Genomic DNA, 25,281 nt, shown 5'->3' on the forward strand with positions numbered 1-25,281 from the left:
CTCCTCCAATAAGCCGCGGGGGCCGTTGTGGTCCGCCGGGGGGCCCCCGGGGTGGTCGGCGCCGGCCCCGGGGGGGGGGTCGGCCCACCCCCCCCCCCCCCCGCTCCCGTTCCGCGGCGGGCGACCCGTCCCTACCGGGCGTCGTTCTCGTCGACCAGCGATCCGTGGAGGCCCCGGATGTGTTCCTCGACCAGGTCCGCCGCCCCGCCACCTCGCCCCTCGCGCACCAGCCGCAGCAGCTGAGCATGCTGGGCGTTGAGTGCGCCGGCCGTCACCGGCCAGTCGTCGGCGTCCTCCAGGGCCCGCAGGATCAGCGGGCGGACCGATTCGCGCACCGCCGAAGTGAGCGTGGAGGTGAGCGCGTTGCCCGAACTTCCGGCGATCAGCACATGGAAGCGGGTGTCGAGATCATTGAATTCCGCCACGTCCACATCCGGCTCCCCCATTCGCCGGACGAGTTCCTCCGCCGCGTCGAGGTCCTCGGCCCGGGCGTGCCGGGCGGCGGCCTCCCAGCTCGACCGCTCCAGGACGACACGCGCCTCCAGCACGTCGTGCAGGCTGTAGCTGCCGAGCGCGAAGTGCAGGCGCAGCAGACGACCCAGCGCGTCGTCCGGGTTGCGCACGATGCGCGCCCCGGAGTCCGGGCCCCGGCCGGGCTGGGCGACCAGGACGCCGATGGTCTCCAGCACCCTGAGTGCCTCGCGCAGCGCGGACCGGCTGACGCCGAGCACCGGCGCGAGCTCCCGCTCGGGCGGCAGGCGGTCGCCTGCCTTGAGCTCTCCGGCGAAGACCCGCTCCTCGATGCTCTGGAGCACGAGCTCATGGGTGCGGGACTGTCGTACGGGTTGCCACTCGACGGGCATCCGCTACTCCCTGCTCCGGGCGGTACACATGCTCCGACTATGTCACACAGGGCATGTGGTCGGACCAGAACAGAACCACCGGCGCGGGACCGAGCCCCGGGAGGCGAGGGCCCCTCAGCGGGGGCGCGGCGCGCTGCTCCGTGGCGCGCCGCGCTGCGGATCGAGGAGCTGGCCCGCCATCCCGGCCACCACGAGCCCGGCGGCGATGAGGAGGCCGTGGCCGATGACGATGCCGGACACCAGGCCGACGATTCCGACGGTGAGCCAGAGCCATGTGCCGCCGGTGCGGTTTCCGCGCGGAGCGTAGCGTCCTGGGGCACCGGTGCGTGCGGGGCCGTCACTGCCGAGCCGGTCCTCGATGCCGCGCAGCCGCTCCTCGTCATAGGACATGGTGACTCCCTTCCCGGATATGAACCCGTTGGGCCGGACTCCATCGTCCGGGCGTGCGGATGCCCGGGGCCATCGGGCCTGACACCCATCTTCGGGGGGTGCCGCCATGCAGACGGGGACCATGGCGGGCCGGGCGCGGCCTCGCGCCACCTGACCGGCGATAGTGGAGGCAGTCACCCGCCCGTGTACCCGTCCGAAGGAGGCCGTGCGGTCTTGTCCCTGTTCTGGCGCATCTTCCTGCTCAACGCCGCGGTGCTGGTCGCCGCCGGGGCTCTGCTGCTGCTCGGCCCGATCACCGTGTCCGCCCCGGTGGTGCTGACCGAGGCCCTGATCCTGGCCGGCGGCATGGCCCTGATGCTCGGCGCGAACGCGCTGCTCCTGCGGCTGGGCCTCGCGCCGCTGCAGCGGGTCACCCGGGCGATGACGACCACCGACCTGCTGAGCCCACGGCCACGCCCCGAGGTTGCCGGCGAAGGGGAGGTCGCGGCCCTGATCGAGACGTTCAACAGCATGCTCGACCGCCTGGAGGCGGAGCGCGCGACCAGCAGCGCCCGGGCTCTCTGGGCGCAGGAGGCCGAGCGCCGGCGGGTCGCGCAGGAGTTGCACGACGAGGTGGGCCAGACCCTGACCGCGGTCCTGCTGGAACTGAAGCGGGTCACCGGTCACGCCCCGGAGCCCCTGCGGGAGGAACTGGCTCAAGTGCAGGAGATCACCCGGGGGAGCCTGGACGAGATCCGCCGGATCGCGCGACGGCTGCGCCCCGGGGTGCTGGAGGAGCTGGGGCTGGTCAGCGCGCTGACGGCGCTGGCCACCGAGACACCGACGCCGAGAGGGCTGACGATCAGACGGCGGATGGGGAAGGATCTGCCCCCGCTCGGCGAGGAGGCGGAGCTCGTCATCTACCGCATCGCCCAGGAAGCGGTCACGAACACCGTCCGGCACGCCCGGGCCACCCTGCTCGAACTCTCCCTGCTCCGCAGCCCCGGCGGGGTCGAACTGCGTATCTGTGACGACGGCCGCGGCCTCGGAAACGCCCCTGAGGGCGCGGGCCAGCGCGGTATGCGCGAACGCGCCCTGCTCATCGGCGCCACACTCACTCTCGGGTCCGGCGCGACGGGCGGCACGGACGTACGCCTCGATGTGCCCGTACGGAACGGAGGCACCTGACCATGCCCCACTCACCCCCCGGACCCGGAAAGACCCGCATCCTGCTCGCCGACGACCACGCCCTGGTCCGCCGCGGCGTACGGCTGATCCTCGACGGGGAACCGGACCTCCAGGTCGTCGCCGAGGCGGGCGACGGTGCCGAGGCCATCGAGATGGCCCGCGCGGAGCGTCCCGACCTGGCCGTCCTCGACATCGCGATGCCACGCCTGACGGGCCTGCAGGCGGCCCGTGAACTGTCGCGGGTCATGCCGGAGCTGCGCATCCTGATGCTCACCATGTACGACAACGAGCAGTACTTCTTCGAGGCGCTGAAGGCCGGCGCCTCGGGCTTCGTCCTGAAGTCCGTCGCCGACAGGGACCTGGTCGAGGCGTGCCGGGCAGCCATGCGCGACGAACCGTTCCTCTACCCGGGCGCCGTCACCGCCCTCATCCGCAACTACCTGGACCGGGTCAGGGACGGTGGCGACGTACCGGACCGGGCCATCACCGAGCGCGAGGAGGAGATCCTCAAGCTGGTCGCCGAGGGGCATTCGTCGAAGGAGATAGCGGGCATGCTCGTGATCAGCGTCAAGACGGTCGAGCGGCACCGGGCCAATCTGCTGCAGAAGCTGGGGCTCCGGGACCGCCTGGAGCTCACGCGTTACGCGATCAGGGCCGGGCTGATCGAGCCGTAGGACCACGCCGCCTCTGGACGCCGTTTCCGGTACGGCTCGAACACACCGCGTTGCGGGCGGACTTACCCGTTCCCGGCGCGGCGTGCACAACAACGTGGGACGTGACTACGGCCACCCTGTGCGTTTCATACGTTTCTCACCCAGTGCGCCTACGGTGCTCTCGTGACCCAGACGACCCCGCCCGGCTGGCATCCAGACCCCGGGCACTCAGGAATCGGCCCCGCCCAGGAACGCTGGTGGGACGGGAGCCGCTGGACCGACCAGCTCCGGATACCTCCCGCGACGGTCAGGCGCCGTCGCATACGCATCGGTGCGGGCATCGCCGCCGGTGTCGTCCTGCTCGCGGCCGTCGGCGGCGGCGCGTACGTGCTGGGCGACAGATCCGACAACCCTGCCGGCACCTCGGCCAACGCCCCCTCCGAGAGCCCTCGCCTCCCGGGCGCCCCGGACGGCGGGCAGGACGGCGGCGGACAGGGGCAGACCCCCGACCAGCAGATGCCGCAGACCGAGGACGGATACGCCACCGACCTGGCCAGCGGGATCAGCATCCCCGTGCCGGACGGGTGGACCGGGCAGTCCGGCCCCATCGGCGCCGGACTGACGACCGGCGAGTACGCCTGCCCCGGCGACGAGAGCCAGAAGTGCGTACGGGGCGGAGTGTTCTCCGCACCGGCGCAAGCTCTCGAGGTCGAGGCGACCACGGCGAAGGCCGCTGCCGAGGCCGACATCGAGACCAACGCCGAGGAGTCGTACGGCGAGAAGATCTACGGCGGGATCACCTCGCACGAGGAGCTCAAGTCCGAGGCGGTCACCGTGGCCGGCCAGAAGGGCTACCGGGTGCGCTGGAAGGTGGTGACGAAGGACGGCGACGACGGCTACGTCGAGTCGCTCGCTTTCCCCTCCCCCAACTCCGCAGAGATGCTGGTCGTCATCCGGTCCGGCTTCGACATCACCGACAAGGCGCCGAAGCTCTCCGTGCTGGACGACATCACCGAGGGCATCAAGAAGGCCGCCTCGGCCGGCTCGGGCCAGGACACCTGAGCCGACCTCGCCCCCCTCGCCGCCGTACCGTGCAGGGCACACATCGGTACGGCGGCGAACACCCTGCGCACGGACAGGCATCGGCTGCTCACCATCCGCGACGCGGACGTCCTCGTCGTCATGGAGTCGGGGCCGATCGCCGGACAAGGCGCCGACGAGGATCTGATTCACGAGCGGGGCGCCTACGCGCACCTCTACGATGCCCGCAGCGGCGTTGCGCCGCCGTCACCCGTCGCGACGGCAGCCGCCGGCCGATGACGCCCACGACCGATAAGGACCGCACTGTGCCCGACGGAAATCTCCTCGCCGTCAGTGATCTGCATGTCGTGTACGACGAGAACCGCGCACTGGTCGAGAAGCTGCGCCCGGCGTCGGAGGACGAATGGCTGATCGTCGCGGGTGACGTGGCGGAGAAGTACGCGGACGTCGAGTGGGCGCTGCGGCTGCTCAGCGACCGCTTCTCCCGGGTGATCTGGGCCCCGGGCAACCACGAACTGTGGACCCACCCGCAGGACCCCTGCGATCTTCGAGGGGAGAAGCGCTACCTCAAGTTGGTCGAGCTGTGCCGGGAGTTGGGCATCGACACCCCGGAAGACCCCTACCCCGTCTGGCGGGGTGCCGGCGGCCCGGTGGTGGTCGCGCCGCTGTTCGTGCTCTACGACTACTCGTTCCGGGCGCCGGGTGCCACCACGGCCGAGGAGTCACTACGACTGGCGCACGAGGCGGGCGTCGTCTGCTCCGACGAGTACTTCCTGCATCCGGACCCCTTCCCGAGCCGGGCTGCCTGGTGCCGCTCACGTGCCGAGGAGACCGAACGCCGGCTGACGGCGGTCGACCCGTCCCTGCCCACGGTTCTGGTCAACCACTATCCGCTGGTCCGTGACCCCACCCGGGTCCTGCACTACCCGGAGTTCGCCCAGTGGTGCGGCACCGACCTGACCGCCGACTGGCATGTGCGCTTCCGCGCCGCCGCCGTGGTCTACGGGCATCTGCACATTCCCCGGGTCACCCGGCACGACGGGGTGCGCTTCGAAGAGGTCTCGGTCGGCTACCCCCGCGAATGGGGCAAGCGCCCGCCACGGGAACCCCTGCGCCGGATCCTTCCTGCCCGGACCGCGCAGGCCGTCCGATGATCCGCGGCGCGCTGCCCCCCGAAGTCATGACGGCGGTGTCCTACGACGACGGGCACGAGCCGGGGGAGGAACTGTTCCCCGAGGAGAAGGTGCTGATCGCGCGGGCGGTCCTCAAGCGGCAGCGGGAGTTCACGACCGTACGCTTCCTGGCCAGGCGCGCGCTGCGCAGCCTGGGTCGGCCACCTGTGGCGCTGCTACCGGATCGTCGGGGCGCTCCCCGGTGGCCGGAAGGAATAGTGGGCAGCATGACGCACTGCGACGGCTACCGGGCCGCCGCCGTGGCAGGAGCCGCGGACACGGTCGGACTGGGCATCGACGCGGAACCGAACGCGCCACTGCCGGACGGAGTTCTCGAGGCGATCGCACTTCCGCACGAGCGGAACAGCCTCGCCTCGCTGAGCGCCCACCGACCCGGGGTCAGCTGGGACCGGCTTCTCTTCAGCGCGAAGGAGAGCGTCTTCAAGGTCTGGTACCCGCTCACGGGACGCGAACTCGACTTCTCGGAGGCGGAGGTCGACTTCAATCCGTCCGGACGGACCTTCCAGGCGCGCCTGCTGGTTCCGGGCCCTGTCGTGCAGGGCCGTCGCCTCGGCGGATTCGAGGGGCGCTGGACCGCGGAGCACGGCCTGGTGGCGACCGCGATCCACCTGCCCCGTAGCCGCGTCCCGGCCTGACGCGGCTACGGGGCGCCTCGCGAGCCGGGAGGGGGTGGCGAAGGCCGGGGCCGGGGCCGCCGAGCTCTCAACGTCGGCCGTGTCGGTCAGAGTGCGGTCGGTGGTGTCATTCCGCCGTGGTGTCGGCGATGATCAGATCGGTCACCGCTTTGAGGCCGCCTTCTCCGAGTGCTCCTCGCTGACGATCGGCGGATGTTCCCTGCTGCATGAGCCGGTGAACCAGCGCGGCGAGCTGTCGGGTGTCCCCTGTCGCGTCCAGCGCGGGCGTGATGTGCTCCATCAGATGGGCGACCGCGTCACCCGCGTTGACACGAGCGCCGGCCGCGGTGATCAGATGTCCGCCGAGACCGTGCCGGGCGGCCTGCCAGGTGGCGGCCTGCAGTACTTCCGGAAGGCTGCGGGGCATGGGCCTGCCTGATCGGCTGTCCTGCATGGCGGTGATCACCAGGGCGCGGACGAGCCCGGCGAACATGACCGCCTCGTCCGCCCTGAGCTGAACGTCGAAGCACCGTACTTCCACGGTCGGGTACCGGTGGGAGAGCCGAGCCTGCCAGTACAGCTGTCCTGTGTCGCGAATGATGCCGCTACGGAGGAGCGTGTCGATCCGCCGTGCTTCGTCCGCCGCGTCCTCGAATGCGGGCGGGGGGCCGCTGACGGGCCAGCGGCTGTTGATCACCGTGCGCCAACTGGCGAACCCGGTGTCCCGCCCGTCCCACAACGGCGAGTTCGCCGACATGGCGACGAGGACGGGAAGCCAGCCGCGCATACGGTTCAGTACAGCCACACCGACTTCCCGATTCGGCACCGAGACATGCACATGCATGCCGTTGATCAATTGCTCGGCGACCAACTGAGGTGCCTGCGAACGCAAGGCGCGATAGCGCGCCTGCTCGGTCACCGGTGCTGACGGGAGGCCCCGGCGAGGTGGCGTGCCACAGGCGGCGAGTCGGCAGTCGTTCGCTTCGGCAGCCGCCGCGGCGGCGAGCCTGAGCCGCAACAGGTGACCACCCAGCTCCTCCAGTTGCGTGCACACGGGCGTCGCCACCTCGACCTGCACCTGCAGAAGTTCGGGATGCAGTTCGTCCTCACCGATGATGGCTGTCATCCCAGCGGCAGCCCGCACCTGGTCTCCCGCGGCCACCGGCAACCCGGTGACCGCGTCGAGCAACAGATACTCTTCTTCAACTCCGATGGTGACCGGTTCCATCAGGCCAGTCTCAGCGCTCGACCCATCGGATCAGCGCACGACACGGCACCCGCGCGTGGCGCCCCCGTGAGTATCAGGGCATCCCGCGGCGGACGGCATCCGCCGAAGCGGCGATCGTCGAAGCCGGACGATGTGCGGCCTCGGCGCGGCGGACGCCGGCCGGACACGCTCGGCAGTCGCGGACGAACGCACGATCGCCGAGGTGGCACGCCAGCAGACTCACCGTCAGTGCTGTCCGCTCAGCGGCTCACGCTTCGGCTACACCTGCGAGGCTGCGAGCAGCTGCAGCGCCTTTTCCTTCAGTTGGGGACTGGCTTGTGCGGCGTTACCGGAGTCGAAGGGGGGTTGGGGGTCGTATTCGACGGCGAGTTGGATCGCCTTGGCCGTGTCGTCGTCCGCAATGAGGGAGGCGAGGTACAGGGCCATGTCCACTCCCGCCGAGACCCCCGCCGCAGTGATGATTTTCCCTGAGCGTACGTAGCGCTGTGGCAGGTAGGTCACATCGAAGGTCGACCGGAGGTACTCGGCGGAAGCCCAGTGGGTTGTCGCCCGCCTTCTGTCCAGCAGTCCGGCAGCAGCGAGGATGATGCTGCCGGTGCACACCGAGGTCGTCCATCGACTGTGCCGGTGAATCCGGCGGATCCAGCGCAGGAGCGCCTCGTTGTTCATCGCCGCGACGGTGCCACGGTTGCCCGCGCCCGGCACCAACAGGACGTCGAGACGGTCCACCTCCTCGATGGACTGCTCAGCGACGACGGCCACGTCCGCCGTGTCCGTACGGATGGCGCCGCGCCGCTCGGCGATCATCGTCACGCTCGCACCTGGCAGGCGGGACAGGACCTCGGCCGGTCCGGTGGGATCCAGCAGGCTGTAGCCGTCGTAGAGCAGGATTCCGATGTTCGGTCCCGCGTGGTCCCGCGGAACCGCGCGCGCCATCCCGGCTGGGGCCGCAGCCGTGGCGGCGAGGGTGGCGGTGGCCACGGTTCCCCGAAGTACGTTTCTGCGTGTCGTCGAATGCTTCATGGCCCGGGAGTCTTCTGTCTCGGCGCGTCGCGCGCAGTCGGCATGTCCGGCATCCTGCGAATCCTGTCCCCCGTGTCGCCGTAGCGGTTCAGGAATGCCTGCCGCAGCGTCTCTGGGGACCCGAAACCGCAGCGCCGTGCGATCGCCGCCATGGGCAGTCCGCTGGAACGCACCAGATGTACCGCTGCTTCGGTACGCGCCACACGCACGGCCCGTGCCGGAGTCGTACCGAGGTGTTCGGTGAACAGGCGTGTCAGGTGCCGAGGGCTGACGCCCGCCCGCGCTGCCAGGGTCGTGGGCGTGAGGTCCTCGGTCAGATGACCGGCGATATGGCCCACCAGATCCCGCACCAGCCGGTCCTCCGGCGGCGTAGCGGCCAGGAACATGGAGATCTGTGCTTGGTCTGCCGGCCGGTGCAGATGCGTGACGAGTTCCCGGGCGACAGCACGAGCCAGCGTCGGTCCGTGGTCGTCCTCGATCAAGGCCAGCGTCAGGTCGAGCGCGCTGGTGACCCCGGCCGAGGTGTAGACGTTGCCGTCGCGTATGTACAGAGGAGCGACGTCAACGGCCACGGCGGGGTGGCGCTCGGCAAGTCGGTCCCCCCACCCCCAATGGGTCGTCACTCGCCTATGGTCCAGCAGCCCGGCGGCGGCGAGCACATACGCGCCGGTACAGACAGAGGCCACCCGCCGGCTGAGTCCGGCCAGTCGGCGCACCTGGCCCAGTAGTCGCTCGTCCGACGCCGCGTCCTCACAGCCGATGCCGCCTACCACGAGCAGGGTGTCCAGAGACCCCGTGACCGCCTCCAGTCCCTGTCCCGCTCCGATCAGAATTCCCGCCGAGCTACGGGCGACCCGGCGGCCCAGGGTTCCCAGCTCGATGCGGTACGCCGGTTCGGCGCCGTACCGGTTGGCGATGTCCAGCGCGCCGCCGGGGCAGGCGATGTCAAGAATCTGCGCGTCATCGTAGGCAACGATCAACACGCGCCGCTTGTTGTCCATGCCTTGATATCAGCACATCCCGCCAGGCCGCCTGAGAGCGCGTAGCGACGGCTCGGTACCAGCTCCGACGAGGCGCGCACCACCGGCTCCGCCGCCCGCCGGCAGCCGAAGACACCCACGTAGCGACCGTCCTCGTTCCCCTGACGCGATGGCCGGCACGGTGGCCCATGAGGAGAGGGAGAAGAAGGCGAAGGTGTGGCTGGGGTGTCGAGAGCGCACCATATCGGCCTGCGGGATGACCGGGGCCGGTCGCCACGAGGGACCCGTACAAGCCGTAGGTGATGCCCAGGCCCCGCCATGCGCTGGCCAACGCCCACGCGGCGGCGTTGAACTGTAGATGCTGTAATGCCCTGCTGCTCATTCCCGCCCCGCTCCGTCGGTCCCCCTCTGAAATCACGCCACGGTAGTGACGTGGCACCTGCTTGCGGAGCAACTGTTACCGGTCACACCCCTGTTGGTTGGCTGGTTTCGGTGCAATGCTGATCGCGCGCGCATCCGGATCGCCCCCGAGGACGGGCTACCGCAACGGCCCCGCCCTCTTGTTTCGGCAGAGGCGGGACCTGCCGCCCCTCCCGGCCTCCCCCCGGGAGGGGCGCCGCATGTCGTCGCCAGTCGGACTTTCACTCGCTCCCAGGCTGCGCACGTCACCGCCCGACAGGGCCGCACTGCTACAGAAACTGTGCGCAACACCGCAACTGACCACGGCGCTGCGGCGAACAGCGCGGTTGTACCGGTGTGCTGGCGCAGTGCCGCAGGCTGGTGGAGGCCGATGCCGCTGTTGCCGCCGGCGATGAGGATGGTCTTCATGGTGCTTCGGGGAGTAGAGCGGGCGGGCACCGGCCGGTGCCCGCCCGTGGCCAGTGTGCTTCGGTCATGCGCCGATGAGGTGTTCGGCCTGCTCGCGCTCGGCGTGCAGGGGCCAGTGGTCCAGAGCAATCCCGTCCGGCGCGTGGTCCTCCACGGTCCCGGGGTGCGCTTCAGCCTCGACGGCCTCCTGCGGCGAACGCTGGATCCGAGAACTCTCCACCTGGTGTCCGCAATCCGAGCCGTGCTGGTGCGTGTCCTGGCCCCACGGGCGCCCCGCCTGCCGGAGCGTCTGTACCACCGCCGCGTTCCCGGCCGTCGCCTGCAGGCCCAGGAGCCCTGTAGCGGGGGCCAGTTCGGAGCCAGCTCTCTGCCGCTCGGAAGATGTTTTGCTACGCCTGTTTTGATACATGTGCAAGTGAACTGCTAGTAGCGCCGAGTGAGGGCCCCTGCTCCCCAGCACCGGCATCGCACGACTGCTGGAGACCCAAGGCGCGGCCCGGATCCGAACAGACCGTCTACAGGTCCTGTTGGGGCAGGGTCATTGATGATCGAGGGCCGCGACGTCGGTCCGGCCGTCCTGGCGGAAGACGCTGATGGCGGAGGTTGCGCAGGGAGGCCGTGGCCGAGTGAGCGTAGTGCCAGGCGCGGACGGCCACCTCTGCGTATCCGTAGGGCCGGCGTCCGGTCCGCCTCGCGGCCGCGAGGCGTCGAAGGCCGGACCTCCTGGTCACCGATCTCGACGCCCCGCGTCGCCGACCGGAGGCCTCCGCACCCGCTCGGCGGGGGTGCCCGAGGTCCACGGCTTGGTGCGCAAGGCCGCGCAGGATGCGGCCCCCGAGCGGCCCGTCGCACCCAGGATCTGGACCGTGCGGCGTCGGACCACACCCGCACCCGGCGGGCTGACCGACAAGGCCACCAAGGGCAGACGGGCCCGCAAGGTTCCCGTCGTCGAGGAGATCCGCCCCCTCGTCGCCCGGCGCATCCTGTCCGCCGTCCTGCGCGACGCCGCGCACGGGGACGACGTGGTCACCGAGCTCGGCTACGAGCACCTGCGCCGCCACGACCCCCGGCACACCGGACCGACCTGGTTTGCCGGAGCCGGAGTCCCACCAAGTACGCGTCCTACGCAGGACCGCCGGCCACGGGTCACTGACCACCACCCAGCGCTACCTGCACCCGGACGTACACAAGATCACGGCCGCCGGAGCGGCGCTCTCCGCACATCTCAGGGCGCTGCGCGCGCCACGCTCACCGCCGAACCGATCGTCGTGACCCGCTGACCTCGGTCCAGCACGCCGGCCCCCAAAAATGATCGAAGGCCGGTTTCGAATACCTCCGAAACCGGCCCTGACCTGCGACTGTCTCCAGTCGGGACGACAGGATTTGAACCTGCGACCCCTTGACCCCCAGTCAAGTGCGCTACCAAGCTGCGCCACGTCCCGCTGACCGCTTGACCTGGGCTTTCGCCTTGGCCGAACGCGCATGAGAACAATACCGCACTTGCACCGGTGCTCACGAACCTGATCCCGGCGGCTTGACCTCAACCTTGCTTGATGTCGAACGCTTGAGACATGACGAGCCACCTGACGCACACGACGCCCCCGCCGGTCCACGGCTACCACGAGCTGGACCGGCTGATGAGTCACATGACCGGTGACGAGAAGCACGGCCCTGCCGCCACCTCCACCCTGGACGTCCTCTGGGTGCTGTACGACCAGGTTCTGCGGGTGTCGCCCGGCACCGTCGACTCTCCCGGACGCGACCGGTTCCTGCTCTCGAAGGGGCACGGCCCCATGGCGTACTACGCCGTGCTGGCCGCCCGCGGCTTCTTCGGCGAGGAGCTGCTCACCGGCTTCGGTTCGTACGACTCGCCGCTCGGGCACCACCCCGACCGGCTGCTGGTGCCGGGCGCCGAGATCGGCAGCGGCTCGCTCGGGCACGGGCTCCCGCTCGCAGTGGGCAGCGCGCTGGGACTGCGGGCACAGGGGCTGACGGACCCCCGCGTGTGGGTGCTGGTCGGCGACGCCGAACTGGACGAGGGCAGCAACCACGAGGCGATCGCCTACGCCGGCCCGGCCGGGCTCGAGCAACTGCACACCGTGGTGATCGACAACGCCTCGGCGACGTACGCCCGGCCCGGCGGCATCGCGGCCAGGTTCGAGGCCGCCGGCTGGTCGGCCAGAACCGTGGACGGCCGGGACCACGAGGCGCTGTACGCCGCCTTCACCGCGCCGCACCCCGGCAGGCCGCACGCCGTGATCGCCCGCGTGGCAAGCAAGCACTGAACACCGTCACCTCGGAACGGAACACAACGGAGGACAACTGCTCATGGACACCATGCGCGACCGCTTCATCGCCACCACCACCCGCCTGCTGGACGAGGACCCCCGCATCGCCCTGGTGCTCGCGGAGATCAGCCGAGACGGCTTCGACCGGGCCGAGCGGGCCCATCCCGACCGGGTGGTCAACGTCGGGATCAGGGAGCAGCTGCTCATCGGCGCGGGCGCCGGAATGGCCCTGACCGGGTTGCGGCCGATCATGCACACCTTCGCGAGTTTTCTCGTGGAGCGTCCCTTCGAGCAGGTGAAACTGGACTTCGGACATCAGGGGCTGGGCGGCGTACTCGTCAGCGCCGGAGGCTCGTACGACTGGCCGGCCGGGGGCTTCACCCACATGTCGCCGGGCGACGTCGCACTCCTCGACACACTCGACGACTGGACCGTGCACGTGCCCGGGCATCCCGACGAGGCCGAGGCCCTGCTGCGACGGGCCGTCGTGGAGGACGGCCGTGTCTACGTAAGGCTCTCCCTCCAGTCGAACAGCACGGGCCGCGCCGTCACGGGCCCCGGCTTCAGCACCGTGCGCCGGGGAGCCGGTGGAGTGGTGATCGCCGTCGGGCCGATGCTCGACAACGTCCTCGCGGCGACAGAGGGCCTGGACACGACCGTGCTGTACGCGACGACCGTGCGCCCCTTCGACACCGCTGGGCTCCGCGGTGCGGCCGGCGCGGGCAGCACCGCGGACGTCGTGATCGTCGAGCCGTATCTGGCGGGGACATCGACGGCGGCGGCCAACGACGCCCTGGCCGACCTGCCCCACCGGGTACTGGGGCTGGGCGTGGGCCGGAGCGAACTGCGCAGGTACGGACAGATGGCGGCTCACCTCGTGGCGCATGGGCTCGACGCGCACTCGCTGCGGCAGCGGATCACCGCCTTCCTGCACCTCTGAGACCCCCCCGGTCGTCGACCGGCTGCGGACCCCAGCTCCGGGTGCGCGCGGCGAGGAGCCGGCCTGGGGCGGCCCGCCGCCACGCGTGGGCGAGACCCGCGGTGAGCTCGGCCGCGTCGTCGAGGGCGGCGAGCCGCACCCGCAGCCAGGCACAGGTTCCGTCGTGCCCCTGGCGTACGAAGACCTCTCCGGCTCCGAGGCGATCAGCTCGGCGCGGTCCTCGACGGGGCACTTGACGCCCGTGGTCGCGCCGTCCTCCCTCGCCGCGGGGAAGATTCTCCCGGCGACCCGGAAGGTGGGCCGCCCCAGGCGAGCGTCTCGGCCGTACAGGGCAACGACAGTGCGATCGCGCGCGGACATCGTCGGCGGTGATGGTGATCGTCAACGATCTCCGGTCCCCGGGCTGCAGCCAGCGGTCCGACCGCAGCCCGGTCTCCCGGCTCCTGACCCCGAAGGGAGCGCGGCGAGCACCACCGGCCTGTTGACCAGGCCATGCCATGTATCTACGCTGAACCACGCACATCAGTAAGCGCTTTCCATCCCTTAGCCGGCCCCCACCCGCACCGGGAGCGCCCTCATGAGCAACCGTCCGTTACGCACCAGGCCCGCATCCCAGGCCTTTCCTCCGGCGACGATCGCCCTCACGGCCCTCTTCGCGCTTCTGGCGCTGATCATCGGCTCGGTGGCGACCGCCGCGTTCCCGAGGGCCCAGGCAGCCCCCGCCTTCCGTGTCCTGGTGTACTCAGGCGCGACCCACGCGTCCCAGGACGCGGCCCGCGCCGGTGTCGAGGCGGTGCGGAGACTCGGAGCACACAACGGATTCGGGGTCGAGGCGACGAGTGACCCGGGCGCCTTCGACGACGCCCGGTTGGCGCGGTTCCACGCGATCGTCTTCAACACTGTCGCATCCGCGCCGGAGGGGGACGACGGCGACCTCGACGCGGACGGGCGCGCGGCCCTGCAGAGGTACGTCCGAGCGGGTGGCGGCTGGGTCGGCCTGCACGACGCCTCCGCCGGTATGCGCGACTGGGAGTGGTACGAAGGGCTGGTCGGCGCCACCCTCGACCGGGGCACGCCGGTACAGACCGGCCGGATCAAGGTCCTCGACCACGCGCATCCCTCGACGGTGACGCTTCCCGACCTCTGGGAGCGTACGGAGGAGTGGTACAACTGGCGCACCAACCCTGCCTCCTCGGTGCACACCCTCGCGCAGATCCGGGTCCGTGACGACATCACGGGCCTCGATGAGGGCGCGGACCACCCCTGGTCGTGGTGCCAGGACTACGACGGCGGGCGTTCGTGGTTCACCGCGGGCGGCCACGCGCCGTCCGCGTTCCAGGAGGAGGACTTTCTCGCCCATCTGCTGGGCGGCATCGAATGGGCCGCGGGCGCGGAACCGGGTGACTGCACCGCGACCCGGGCCGACGCTTTCCAGCGGACCCCGCTCGCGACCGGCGGGCTCACCGATCCGGTCGACGTCGCGGTCACCCCCGACCGCCGGGTGTTCGTGGCCCAGCGCACCGGAGAGCTCAAGGTCGTCGACCAGCGGACGATGAAGGTGTCCACGGCCCTCGACCTCGCGTACACCCCCGAGACGGCCGCCCGTTCGGACGGGCTGACCGGCCTCGTTCTGGATCCGGGCTTCGCGGAGAACGGCTGGCTCTACCTACTGCGCTCGGACACCACGGGAAAGCGGCTGTTCCTCTCCCGTTTCACGGCCGACGGAGGCACAGTCGATCCCTCATCGGAAAGACGCCTGCTCACCCTTCGGGGCCGACGGGCCGCGAACGGGCCCACCAGCAGCGGGGGTTCCCCGCCGTACGGGTCGCTCGCCTTCGACCGGGACGGCCGTCTCTACGCGGCGTCAGGTGACGTCACGCTTCCCTTGGCCTCGGGGGCCCCGAACGATCTGCGGGGCGCGATTCTGCGGATCGTTCCGCAGGACGACGGCACCTACACCGTGCCGGAGGGCAATCTCTTCGAACCGGGCACGGCCGGCACTCGCCCTGAGATCTACGCGATGGGCATGCGGGGCCCCTACCGCGTCACCGTGGACCCGGTGAGCGGCGCGCTGCTCGCCGCCGGCACCGGCGTCGACGGCACAGTGGGCCACTTCCGGATCACCGAAGCGGGGCAGGTGGGCCGGCCGTACTGCACCGGCGGCATCGCCCACGGAGCGGCGGACTGTGCCCCGCGGGTCAACGGCGCACCGCCGGACTCCACCGGCCGGGGAAGTGGTGTCGCGATGAAAGGACCCGTCTACGCCTACGACCCGGGAAGCCTCCACCGCACCAAGTTCCCGGAGTACTTCGCCGGAAAGTGGCTTTCGTTCGACCCGGCCGGCCGGCGCTTCACCACACTCTCGTTCCAGCGGAAGGACCAGACGTTCATCGGCCGCCGGTTCGGCCCGGTCGAGGCCGGTGAACTCCATTCCGTCAACGGGGTGTTCGCGGACATGGGGTGGAACCGTCCGACGGCCGCAGTCTTCGGTCCGGACGGCGCCCTGTACGTCATCGACGCGGGGCTCGGCGGCAGTACGAGCCGCGCCGGCGAAGACGACGGCGCCGGGGTCTTCCGGATCGACCACGTCGGCGACGGCCGGCTGCCCGGTGCGGCCGTCACCACCGACCGCGACAACGGCTCCGCCCCGCTGACCGTGGCCTTCACGGGCGCGGGCTCCGGACTTCCCGGAAACGTGCCGGTCACGTACGCCTGGGACTTCGACGGTGACGGCGGCACCGACTCGACGGAGGTCAACCCCTCGTACACCTATCGCACCGCAGGGCGGTTCACCGCACTGCTCACCGTGACAGGCCCCGAAGGTACGACGGCCATGGCCGGCCAGGAGATCATCGTCGGCAACACCCGGCCCCGGATCACCGTCCATGGGCCGCCGGACGGCGGCTTGTTCCGCCCGGGTGACACCCTTGCGTTCACGGTGGACGTGACGGACCACGAGGACGGGGGGAACGCCGCGGTCGACTGCGCGCGGATCGTCGTACACTCACAGATCGGCCACCCCGGCGCGCTGATGCCTCTTCCCGGTTCCTCAGGGTGCCGGGGCTCGATCGTCACGGAGTCCGGGGACGCGAGCCCGTCCGGCCCGCAAAGAATCATGGTGCAGTACACGGACGGGGGAGCCCCGGACGCCCCGGAGCTCACGGGTTCCGCCTATGTCACCCTGCGCACGGCCTTCCAGGAGGCGGAGCAGTTCACGTCTACCGGGGGCACCCACGATGGAGTCGTGGCCGGCAACCGTGCCGACGCGTCGGGCGGCATGGCACTGACGGAGATCGAGGACGGGGACTGGATCGCCTTCGATCCCGTGGACCTGCGGAACATCCGGTCGGTGACGGTCGGTGCGACACCGGGCGGGACCGGCGGAACGGTCGAGTTCCGAGCCGGCTCCCCCGACGGCCCCGTCCTTGGCTCACTGCCCGTCCCCGGTGCCGCCGCCGCTGACGAAACCGTGTCACCGACCACCATTTTGAAGAGCCAGGGCGTCGGCGTGAGGCTGTACCTGGTGTTCACCAACTCGGCGTGGAACAGCGAGAAGCCGGACCTGTTCGCGGTGGACTGGCTCCGCTTCCGCGTGGCCCGGGAGTGAACGCCGCTTCCCGGAAGCCGAACGGTCCATGAAGTTGACTATCGAGAACGGCGTCCCCGGGGGTCGACAGAGGTGAGCAGCGACCTGCCTGTCCCGTACCGGATCACGGATGGGCCCCGAAGCCCGAAAGCGGCTCGGGCGTCGTGGCGCTGATGAGGTGCTGGACGAGGGTGACCAGCGCCCCTGTGCCCGAGCTGGCGATTCTGGCGTCACAGAGGACGACCGGCACTTCGGGCCCGAGATCGAGCGCCGCCCGCACCTCTTCCGGTTCGTAACGGTAGGCGCCGTCGAACTCGTTGACTGCGATGACGAATCCGATGCCACGCCGCTCGAAGAAGTCGACGGCGGGAAAGCATTCGGCCAGTCGGCGCGTGTCCGCCATCACCACCGCTCCGAGAGCGCCCTTCGACAGCTCGTCCCACATGAACCAGAAGCGCTCCTGTCCCGGGGTGCCGAAGAGGTAGAGCACATGTTGTTCGGACAGCGTGATCCGGCCGAAGTCCATGGCCACGGTGGTCGCCGACTTGGATTCGATGCCTTCGAGGCTGTCGGTCGCCGCGCTGACCTGCGTCAGGAGCTCCTCGGTACTCAGCGGTGCGATCTCGCTGACGGCACCCACGAACGTCGTTTTACCGACGCCGAAACCGCCCGCGACCAAGACCTTGAGGGCCACGGGAAAGAGTTCGGAGCTTCCGGAGCTGTCAGAGCTGTCGTCGTAGACCATCGAGCACTGCCTCCAGCAGGGATCGGTCGGTTGGCATGTCATGGAACGCGGGGGCGTGCGCGGTGACCACCCCGCAGTCGACCAGGTCGGACAGAAGGACCTTGGTGATGACGGCGGGCAGCCGGAGATGGGCGGCGATCTCCGCCACGGACGTGGGTCCGCCGCAGAGTTCCAGGGCGACGGTGTGTTCCGGGCCGAGGTCGACCTGAGGCTCGCTCCCCGTAGCCATCACCAGGGAGAGCAGATCGAGCACGGTGGTCGGCCTCGTCCGGCCGTTGCTCACGGTGTACGGGCGGATGAGCCGGCCTGCCGCGTCGTCGAGCAACGGCCCGTCCTGCTGGGCCGGCATGCTCACAGCCCCGGGGTGAACGGCGCTCCGGCCGGCTGCCGGAGCGGCGTCATCAGGTAGGGGCGGACGCTCTTGACCAGCATGGCCATCTCATACCCCAGCACGGCGGCATCCGCCTCGCGGTCCGCGAGGACGGCGAGACAGGTGCCGGAGCCGGCGGTCGAGACGAACAGGAGCGTCGAGTCGAGCTCGACCACGACCTGCCGCACGTCTCCGTTGTCACCGAACCGGGCACCGGCACTTCGGCCGAGTGAGTACAGGCCGGCGGCCAGGGCGGCCATGTGATCGGCGCTGTCGACATCCATGCCGTGCACGGATTTCACCAGGCCGTCCGCCGAGAGGAGGACGGCGCTGCGCGTGAAAGGCACGCGTTGGACCAGGCCGCTCAGCAGCCAGTCGAGGTCCGAGACCTGGCCGGACGGCATTTCGCTCGTCATGGTGCATCTACTCCTTGAACATGTTCTCGGGTCGTGGATCCGGTTGCGGCATGGGTGATCCCTGATGCCCCGGTCCCGCTCGCTCCGTACCGGTCGCGGTGGTGGTGGAGCCCCGGAAGGGCAGCGGGGCGAGGCCATGGGGCCGTTGCACCCCGATGGCCGGGGCGGGGCCGGTGGCAGCGGGCGCGGAATCCGGTACGCCGTACGCATCCACCGTTTCCGGCTCCTCGGCGGTCTGGGCCTCGGCGAGGTCGACGCCCCGCCGGAAGGCTGCCATCAGACCGGGGTCGAGCAGGGCGTTCTCATCCCTGGCACGCGGCACCGGAGCCTCCCTGAGCTGTGGAACCAGATGTTCCTGGTTGCTGCGCCTGGGGAGCTGAGGGCGGGCGGGGACGGCGGCGGCGGCCGGAGCCGCTCCGGCTGGAACACCGAGGTCCACGACGGTCCGGACGGACTCGACGGACCCCGGCGGCGGGACAGGTCCGGGCGGCATGACGTTCCCGGCCGAGGGCGTGGGACCGGTCGGCGGCGCGGGCTCGACGGGCCGGCCGCCCGGTGGGGACGCGGCGAGGTTCGGGCGGCCGACGACCCGCTCGGCACGCAGCGGCAGCGGCGGCCCCTCCCCTTGGCGCCGGTCCTGCCGGGGTGTCCGATCCTGCCGGAACGGCGGCTGCCGCGGCGCGTCCTGCGGCGTGGTTACGGGCGGTGCTTCCCGGGCGGGCGGCCGGTGCACGGTTCCTGGCGGCCGGACCGGCGCGGCATCAGGGTTCGTCGCGGCATCGATGTCGATGCCCAGGAGGACCTCGGGCAGTACGAGTACCGCCTGTGTGCCTCCGTAGATGTTGCTCTGCAGCCGTACGGCGATGCCGTGCCGGCGGGCCAGGGAGGCGACCACGAACAGCCCGATCCGCCCGTCCTGCAGCAGATGGGCGACGTTGACCTGGTCGGGGTCGGCGAGCAGGGTGTTCATCCGTTTCCGCTCGGGTTCGGGCAGGCCGAGCCCCCGGTCCTCCACCTCCAGGGCGAGGCCGGCGGTGACACGCTGTGCGCGCAGCAGGACCTGGGTGTGCGGCGCGGAGAACACGGTGGCGTTCTCGACGAGTTCGGCGAGGAGGTGGATCACATCGGCGACCGCGTGTCCGCGCAGGGTGCCGTCGATCGGCGGGACCAGCTTGACCCGGGGGTACTGTTCGACCTCGGCGATCGCCGAGCGCAGCACTTCGGACATGGTCACGGGGTTGCTCCACTGCCGCCGTGAGACGGCGCCGCCGAGGACGGCGAGGTTCTCTGCGTGCCTTCGGATGCGGGTGGCGAGATGGTCTACGTGGAAGAGCCCCTTGAGCAGGTCGGGGTCCTCGACCTCGTGTTCCAGCTCGTCGAGGATCTGGATCTCACGGTGCACGAGGGATTGCAGCCGCCGGGCGAGGTTGACGAAGACCTCGACCTTCTGCTCGTTCCCGTTGCTGCGGTGCAGCTGCGAGGCCTGGACGACGGCGGCTACCGCGTCGTCGTGCGAGTGCCCCATGTCCTGGGCGAGGAGATCGAAGGCGTCCGCGTCGTGGGCGGCGGCGGGCGTGGCGCGGCGGGCCGGCAGGGACTCACCGTCGCGGAGCTGTTCCAGGACGCGCTGGAGTTCGGCGTGGTGCCTGGCAGCGGTGCGCCGGAGCGTCAGAGCCCGGTCGAGCACAGCGCCGGCGACCCGGCCGGCGCCGAGGAAGGCCGCCGCCACGGCTGCAACGGCGAGTGCCCCGGATCCGCCGAGCGCCGCCAGGAGACTGCCGGACGGGCGCACCCCGGAGGCCCGGATGGTGAAGATGACGGCCGCGGCTCCGCTGAGCACCGCGGCCACGGCGGGCAGGACGGCGGTGCGCAGCAGCTGTTGTCGCAGACGGCTGTCGGGAGCGGGCTGCGCGGCACGCGGCCTGTTGGAGGCCGAATGCGAACGGCCACCCGGACGGCCGTGCCGTCCGCTCTCGCGGCGTTCCGGTCGCGCGGTGGGTGCGCGAAGTTGAGACATCATCGTCCTCGGTACGTCGGGCACCAGGAATCGGCATTCGTGTGGTGACACCTACGGTGGTCGGTCAGGCCCGGGTCAACGGCTGGGGCAGGCTCGACCGATATGAGCCCATCGTTGATCACCGGCAACACACGGTAGTCGCCCATCACGCGTGCCCGGCGTGCTGTTGTCGAAGTTGCCCGCCAGGCGTCCCGCTCTGGTATGACACCTCGCACGGGCAGCCGATTCCGTCCCCCTCCACCTCCGCACAGGCGGACGAATGTCGGCCCCCTGCGCGAATTGAATTCGTACGCCCGCGGGGAAGAACCCGGGCGTACGAAGGAGCGGGGAACCCCGGACTGTCCGGGGTTCCCCGCTCCTTCGTACGCGCGCTGTCTCAGAGGTGCGGGATGGGCACCTCGGAGAAATCGGTGTCCGAGCCCAGGTAGAAGCTCGGGTAGGCGGGCTGGTTGTAGGCGGTCTGCTGCCGGGCCACCTCCGCCCGGTACTGCGGGTCGTGCATCAGGGTGTACAGCTTGTGGTGCGTGAGCTCGGTGCTGACGTAGATGCGGACGGAGGAGCTGTCCGTGCTGGGCAGCAGCAGTTCCTCGCGCCAGTCCCCGAAGACGTCGGCGACCAGGGAGGGGTTTCCCTTCGTGTAGTTGTTCGTCGTGGTGCCCTCGGCGGTGAGCAGGGTGCCGCGCCGCCAGTCCCTGACCTCAGGTGTCGCGTACGTGGTGGTCGTCGCCCCGTGGACGATCTGTGTGGTCAGGTCGCCGGCCCAGCGGATGCTCTGGTTGGTTCCCGGGGTCTCCTTGCCGATGGGCTCGCCCTGCGCGCTGAAGAGCCCGACGGGGTCACCGCCCGATCCTTCGACGGCGTTCGACCAGACCTCGAGTCCGGGGCGGGAGGGGTCGATGTCGCCGATCATGCCGCGTCCGGTGTCGACGCCGGTGTACCCGCCGAAGAGGACCTCGCCGGTAGCGGCGTCGCGCATGCTGTAGCCGTACGGGGCATAGGCTCCGCCCTCGTGAACGGCGAAGACCTCCGTCCCCGGGCGGCCGGGATCGATGTCGGCGACGTGCATGGCATCACCGTGACCCAGCCGCGCCGTCTCTCCCGGCGCCGAACTCCCGTCCGGCAGCGCCCCGGTGGAGCTGTACAGAAGGCTGCCGTCGTCGTCGAGCGTGGCCGAGCCGTAGACGATCTCCTGCCGTCCGTCGCCGTCCACGTCCGCGGCACTCAGGGAGTGGAAGCCCTGGCCGGTGAGCGAGGCGTACGCCGGGTTGCGCCCCTCGTCGCTCTCCGCGGTGTTGTCGAACGGGTTGTTCATGGTCGTGAAGCCGCTGTCCGCCTTCCACTCCACCCGGAGGTGCTTGCCGTCCCAGCGGTAGGCGGCCAGGGTGGCGCGGGTGTAGTAGCCGCGGGCGAAGACGGCGGAGGGGTGGGTGCCGTCGAGATAGGCGACACCGGCGAGGAAACGGTCGACACGGTTGCCGGGCTCGATGCGTTTGCCCGCGTAGTCACCCCACATCAGACCGTCGTCGGCGCGGCCGAACGGGTAGCTGATCGTCTCCAGTTCCTTGCCGCTCGCGCCCGCGAAGACGGTCAGGTATTCAGGGCCCTCGAGGATGAAGCCCTCGAACGTGCGCAGCTTGTTGTTGGCCGAGCGGGAGGGGGCGTACACATCGATGAAGTAGTCGACCAGGTCCTCGGCGTGTGCACGGCTGAGGGGGTAGGCGTAGGCCTCGCGGCCGGTGATACCGAGGGCCTTCTCGATGGTGGCGGGCCAGGTGCCGGCCGCCACCTCGGGGTGGGTGCTCCAGCCCATGAACACCTTGACCAGGTGGTCGCGGAAACCGGGGGCGCTCAGCTGGTAGTCGTCCTCATGCGTGTAACCGGCCGCCCGGTCCTTCCGGGGCATCGTGATGTAGCGCCGGGAAACCGGTTCGCCGTCGGCGCCGTAGCGCGTGACGCTGGTGCCGGGAGCGGTCTTGAGCATCGTCTCGGAGCGCCCGTCACCATCGAAGTCGTAGACGAGGAACTGCGTGTAGTGGGCGCCCGCGCGGATGTTCGGGCCGAGGTCGATTCGGTTGAGCAGGGTGCCGTCGAGCTCGTAGGTGTCGATGTACGTGGTACCGGTGTAGCCGACCTGGGAGACGTCCTTGGCGTTGGACGGGTACCACTTGACGACGTACTCGTAGGCGCCGTCACCGTCGACGTCCCCGACGCTCATGTCGTTGGCGCTGTAGGTGTACGCCTGGCCGGCCGGTGTGACGCCGTCGGCGGGCTTACGCAGGGGGAGGTCGTAGAAGTCCTTCGACTCCGGGGTGACGGGTCCGCTCCGGCGGCCCTCGCGCCCGTTCACGACGGCGACGACACGGTAAACGGCGTCCCCTGTCGGGTCGGCGTCCAGGTAGTTGGTGCTGTCCGTCACGGTGGCCAGGCGCCGGCCGTCCCGGTAGACACGGAAGTCGGTACCGCTCATCCCTGTCTGCGTGGCGCCGGTGACTTCCGGTCCGAGCAGCCGCCAGCTGAGGAACACGCCCTCGTCGCTGCGTACGGCGACCAGCCCGCGGTCGAGATGTTCCAGCTGCACGGCCCGTGTCGTGACCTTGTCACGGTCGGACGGCTCGGCCTGTGCGGTCACAGGGCCCGCGCCGAGCAGGAGCGATCCGGCGAGGAAGGAGGTGAGGAGGGCGGCGGCTCTCCGGCGGATGGGACGGGTTCCTGGCATCACAGCTCTCTTCCGGTGGTGTGGCTCTGTCGGCGATCAGGTACTGGGTCGAAGGCGCGGAGGCTGATTCCTGCCGTCAGGCGTCAGCGCTCGTGGACGACGGCGCACTCCAGCGCTGGCACGGTGAGGCGTGTCGATACGTCCTGGCCGCGGAGGAGTTCGTGGCCGACGACCGGTACGTCGACGGCGTGGTTCGTGTGGTTGATGAGGAAGAGGAAACCGGTGCCGTCGTCGGCATGCCGGCGCACGGCCTCGACGCCGGCCGGCAGGCCGACGACTGCCGGGGCAACGTCCGCCTCGTCGAGGAGAGCGTCGACGACGGCCGCCACCCCGTCGTCGTCGGGCCGGGTCGCGACGTACCAGGCGTTGCCGCGGCCGGTGCTGTTACGGGTGACGGCGGGCAGCCCGGCGAGTGGGCCGTCGGCCCAGGTGCGTACCGCCACGGCGCCCTCGAGGTGGGTCTTCTCGCTCCACAGGTCGGCGTGGGTGCCGTCGTCCAGGGTGAGTACCTCGTCCTCCTGGAGCGGGTGGAACTCCTCGGAACGTACGCCGAGGAGCTCGCGGAACGCGCCGGGATAGCCGCCGAGCCGCACGTGGTCGTTCTCGTCCACGATGCCGCTGAAGAAGGTGATGAGGACACTGGCGCCGGCGTGCGCGGCCTCCGCGATTCGTGCCGCGTCCTGGTCGTCGACGGTGTAGAGCGTGGGGACGACCAGGGCCCGGTATCCGGCCAGGTCCGCCCGTGGGGACACGACGTCCACGGTGACGCCACGCCGCCACAGCGCGCGGTACCAGCGCATCATCTCGTCCAGGTAACTGAGGGCCCCCGTGGGATGGCCCTCCATCTCTGAGCCCCACCAGGAGGGGTAGTCGAAGACGAGAGCGATGTCCGCCGCGACACGGCTCCCCCGGACCGGTGCCAGGGACCGGAGGTGACGGCCCAGCTCCACGGTGTTGCGCCACACATCGGAGTCCTGTCCGGCATGAGGAAGCATGGCGGAGTGGTACTTCTCGGCCCCGGCGGCGGACTGCCGCCACTGGAAGAACATCACGGCGTCGGCACCTCGCGCCACGTGGGCGAGCGAGTTGCGCAGCATTTCTCCGGCGCGCTTGGCGCTGTTGCGGGGCTGCCAGTTGACCGCCGACGTCGAGTGCTCCATCAGCATCCACGGCGCCCCTCCCGCGACTCCGCGGCTGAGGTCGGCGCTGAAGGCGAGGCCGATGTGGGCCTCGGGGTCGCGGGATACCAGGTAGTGGTCGTTGGCCACCACGTCCATGTCCTCGGACCAGGAGAAGTAGTCGACCCATTTGTTGGCCGTGGTCATCATGAAGTTCGTCGTCGTCGGCACCTGCGGGGTGACCTCGCGCAGCACATCGCGCAGGGCCCGGTAGTGGACCAGTTGCTCGTCGGAGGAGAAACGGGCGAAGTCGAGCTGTTCGGTCGGGTTGACGAAGGTGGGAGCGGATCTCGGCGGCAGGACCTCCTCGAAGGAGTCGTAGCGCTGGGACCAGAAGGCCGTGCCCCAGGCGGTGTTGAGTGCCTCGACCGTGCCGTAGCGATCCTGGAGCCAGCGGCGGAAGGCTTCGGCGGCGGCGTCCGAGTAGTCGTGCGGAACATGGCAGCCGAGTTCGTTGTCGACGTGCCACACGGCCAGCGCGGGATGGTCGCGGTAGCGCTCGGCCATCCGGCGGGTCATCAGCAGGGCGTAGTCACGGAACACCGGCGAGGAGACCGCGTAGGACTGTCTCGCCCCCTGGTGGAGCACCGTGCCGTCGCCGAGTTCGGGCAGGATCTCGGGGTGCTTTCGCGTGAGCCACGGCGGCGGTGACGCGGTGGCGGTGGCCAGGGCGACGCCTATGCCTGCGGTGTGCAGCCGGTCGAGCACGGCGTCCAGCCAGTCGAAGTCGAACTCCCCCTCACGTGGCTCCAGTTGCGCCCAGGAGAAAATGGCGACACTGACGAGTCCGACACCGGCCTCCTTCATCAGTTCCACATCCTCCAACTGGACGTCCAGGGGCCACTGCTCGGGGTTGTAGTCACCTCCGTAGACGATTCCTTCGGCATGCAGAGGCCAGGGGCGTTCGGTCGTCACTGTGATCCATCCTTCCGAGGGCACGCAGATCGTGTTCCGGTGCCGGGGGGGGTGTTGCCGTGCGGGCAGCGGGCGCTGCGGGTCGGAGGGGCTCTGCTCAGCGGCCCGACTCGACCATGTCGGTCATGCC

Annotated in this window: 20 protein-coding genes, 1 tRNA gene and 1 pseudogene; 9 read left to right on the top strand and 13 right to left on the bottom strand. The window is 70.3% G+C overall.

Annotated elements, in window-relative coordinates; all coding sequences use genetic code 11:
• Positions 1–131 precede the first annotated feature (131 nt).
• Complete coding sequence (locus tag ACWD04_RS25020) at positions 132–863, bottom strand: FadR/GntR family transcriptional regulator (protein ID WP_451135479.1); 732 nt, start codon at positions 861–863, stop codon at positions 132–134.
• Between the two features lie 114 nt (positions 864–977).
• Positions 978–1,253 (bottom strand): hypothetical protein, encoded by a 276-nt coding sequence (locus ACWD04_RS25025; protein WP_451135481.1) that lies wholly within the window; start codon positions 1,251–1,253, stop codon positions 978–980.
• A gap of 213 nt (positions 1,254–1,466) precedes the next feature.
• Between ACWD04_RS25025 and ACWD04_RS25030 the strand changes: the two genes are divergently transcribed.
• From ACWD04_RS25030 to ACWD04_RS25050, 5 genes are all read left to right on the top strand, one after another.
• On the top strand, positions 1,467–2,420 hold the full coding sequence (locus ACWD04_RS25030) for a sensor histidine kinase (protein WP_451135483.1): 954 nt from the start codon (positions 1,467–1,469) through the stop codon (positions 2,418–2,420).
• Positions 2,421–2,422: 2 nt separating this feature from the next.
• Positions 2,423–3,094, top strand: a complete 672-nt coding sequence (locus ACWD04_RS25035; RefSeq protein WP_451135485.1) for a response regulator — start codon at positions 2,423–2,425, stop codon at positions 3,092–3,094.
• Between the two features lie 162 nt (positions 3,095–3,256).
• Positions 3,257–4,135, top strand: a complete 879-nt coding sequence (locus ACWD04_RS25040) for a DUF2510 domain-containing protein (protein ID WP_451135487.1) — start codon at positions 3,257–3,259, stop codon at positions 4,133–4,135.
• A gap of 254 nt (positions 4,136–4,389) precedes the next feature.
• Positions 4,390–5,268: a metallophosphoesterase family protein gene (locus ACWD04_RS25045; RefSeq protein ID WP_451135488.1), complete on the top strand. Its 879-nt coding sequence runs from the start codon at positions 4,390–4,392 to the stop codon at positions 5,266–5,268.
• The gene (locus ACWD04_RS25050) at positions 5,265–5,942 is read left to right on the top strand and encodes a 4'-phosphopantetheinyl transferase family protein (RefSeq protein ID WP_451135489.1); all 678 of its coding nucleotides are present in this window, start codon (positions 5,265–5,267) and stop codon (positions 5,940–5,942) included. The genes ACWD04_RS25045 and ACWD04_RS25050 overlap by 4 nt, the downstream gene beginning before the upstream one ends.
• A 106-nt stretch (positions 5,943–6,048) precedes the next feature.
• Here the strand turns inward: ACWD04_RS25050 and ACWD04_RS25055 are convergent, their stop codons facing one another.
• The 4 genes from ACWD04_RS25055 to ACWD04_RS25070 form a co-directional block, all read right to left on the bottom strand.
• Entirely contained in the window at positions 6,049–7,149 is a 1,101-nt protein-coding gene (locus ACWD04_RS25055) for a carboxylate-amine ligase (RefSeq protein WP_451135491.1), read from the bottom strand.
• Between the two features lie 258 nt (positions 7,150–7,407).
• Complete coding sequence (locus tag ACWD04_RS25060; RefSeq protein WP_451135493.1) at positions 7,408–8,172, bottom strand: DJ-1/PfpI family protein; 765 nt, start codon at positions 8,170–8,172, stop codon at positions 7,408–7,410.
• Entirely contained in the window at positions 8,169–9,155 is a 987-nt protein-coding gene (locus ACWD04_RS25065) for a GlxA family transcriptional regulator (protein ID WP_451135647.1), read from the bottom strand. The genes ACWD04_RS25060 and ACWD04_RS25065 overlap by 4 nt, the downstream gene beginning before the upstream one ends.
• An 889-nt stretch (positions 9,156–10,044) precedes the next feature.
• Positions 10,045–10,200: a hypothetical protein gene (locus tag ACWD04_RS25070; protein ID WP_451135495.1), complete on the bottom strand. Its 156-nt coding sequence runs from the start codon at positions 10,198–10,200 to the stop codon at positions 10,045–10,047.
• Between the two features lie 637 nt (positions 10,201–10,837).
• Here ACWD04_RS25070 and ACWD04_RS25075 point away from each other — a divergent pair.
• A pseudogene (locus ACWD04_RS25075) lies at positions 10,838–11,260 on the top strand (site-specific integrase); the annotation flags it as partial.
• An 88-nt stretch (positions 11,261–11,348) separates the two neighbouring features.
• Here the strand turns inward: ACWD04_RS25075 and ACWD04_RS25080 are convergent.
• Positions 11,349–11,422, bottom strand: a tRNA-Pro gene (locus ACWD04_RS25080).
• 129 nt (positions 11,423–11,551) lie between these two features.
• On the opposite strand from ACWD04_RS25080, the gene ACWD04_RS25085 reads away from it, so the two are divergent.
• The 3 genes from ACWD04_RS25085 (at position 11,552) to ACWD04_RS25095 (ending at position 16,815) form a co-directional block, all read left to right on the top strand.
• Positions 11,552–12,265, top strand: a complete 714-nt coding sequence (locus tag ACWD04_RS25085) for a transketolase (RefSeq protein WP_451135497.1) — start codon at positions 11,552–11,554, stop codon at positions 12,263–12,265.
• A 43-nt stretch (positions 12,266–12,308) separates the two neighbouring features.
• Entirely contained in the window at positions 12,309–13,208 is a 900-nt protein-coding gene (locus ACWD04_RS25090; RefSeq protein WP_451135499.1) for a transketolase family protein, read from the top strand.
• Positions 13,209–13,785: 577 nt separating this feature from the next.
• Positions 13,786–16,815, top strand: a complete 3,030-nt coding sequence (locus ACWD04_RS25095; RefSeq protein ID WP_451135501.1) for a ThuA domain-containing protein — start codon at positions 13,786–13,788, stop codon at positions 16,813–16,815.
• A 103-nt stretch (positions 16,816–16,918) separates the two neighbouring features.
• Here the strand turns inward: ACWD04_RS25095 and ACWD04_RS25100 are convergent, their stop codons facing one another.
• From ACWD04_RS25100 to ACWD04_RS25125, 6 genes are all read right to left on the bottom strand, one after another.
• Positions 16,919–17,539 (bottom strand): GTP-binding protein, encoded by a 621-nt coding sequence (locus ACWD04_RS25100; protein WP_451135503.1) that lies wholly within the window; start codon positions 17,537–17,539, stop codon positions 16,919–16,921.
• Positions 17,517–17,888, bottom strand: a complete 372-nt coding sequence (locus ACWD04_RS25105) for a DUF742 domain-containing protein (protein WP_451135649.1) — start codon at positions 17,886–17,888, stop codon at positions 17,517–17,519. Before ACWD04_RS25105 ends, ACWD04_RS25100 begins: the two co-directional genes overlap by 23 nt.
• Before the next feature lie 2 nt (positions 17,889–17,890).
• The gene (locus ACWD04_RS25110) at positions 17,891–18,325 is read right to left on the bottom strand and encodes a roadblock/LC7 domain-containing protein (RefSeq protein ID WP_451135505.1); all 435 of its coding nucleotides are present in this window, start codon (positions 18,323–18,325) and stop codon (positions 17,891–17,893) included.
• Positions 18,326–18,332: 7 nt separating this feature from the next.
• Positions 18,333–20,342 (bottom strand): ATP-binding protein, encoded by a 2,010-nt coding sequence (locus ACWD04_RS25115; RefSeq protein ID WP_451135507.1) that lies wholly within the window; start codon positions 20,340–20,342, stop codon positions 18,333–18,335.
• A gap of 376 nt (positions 20,343–20,718) precedes the next feature.
• Entirely contained in the window at positions 20,719–23,058 is a 2,340-nt protein-coding gene (locus ACWD04_RS25120) for a rhamnogalacturonan lyase (protein WP_451135509.1), read from the bottom strand.
• A gap of 83 nt (positions 23,059–23,141) precedes the next feature.
• On the bottom strand, positions 23,142–25,151 hold the full coding sequence (locus ACWD04_RS25125) for a beta-galactosidase (protein WP_451135511.1): 2,010 nt from the start codon (positions 25,149–25,151) through the stop codon (positions 23,142–23,144).
• Positions 25,152–25,281: the final 130 nt, after the last annotated feature.

Source organism: Streptomyces sp. NPDC002911, from assembly GCF_053591835.1.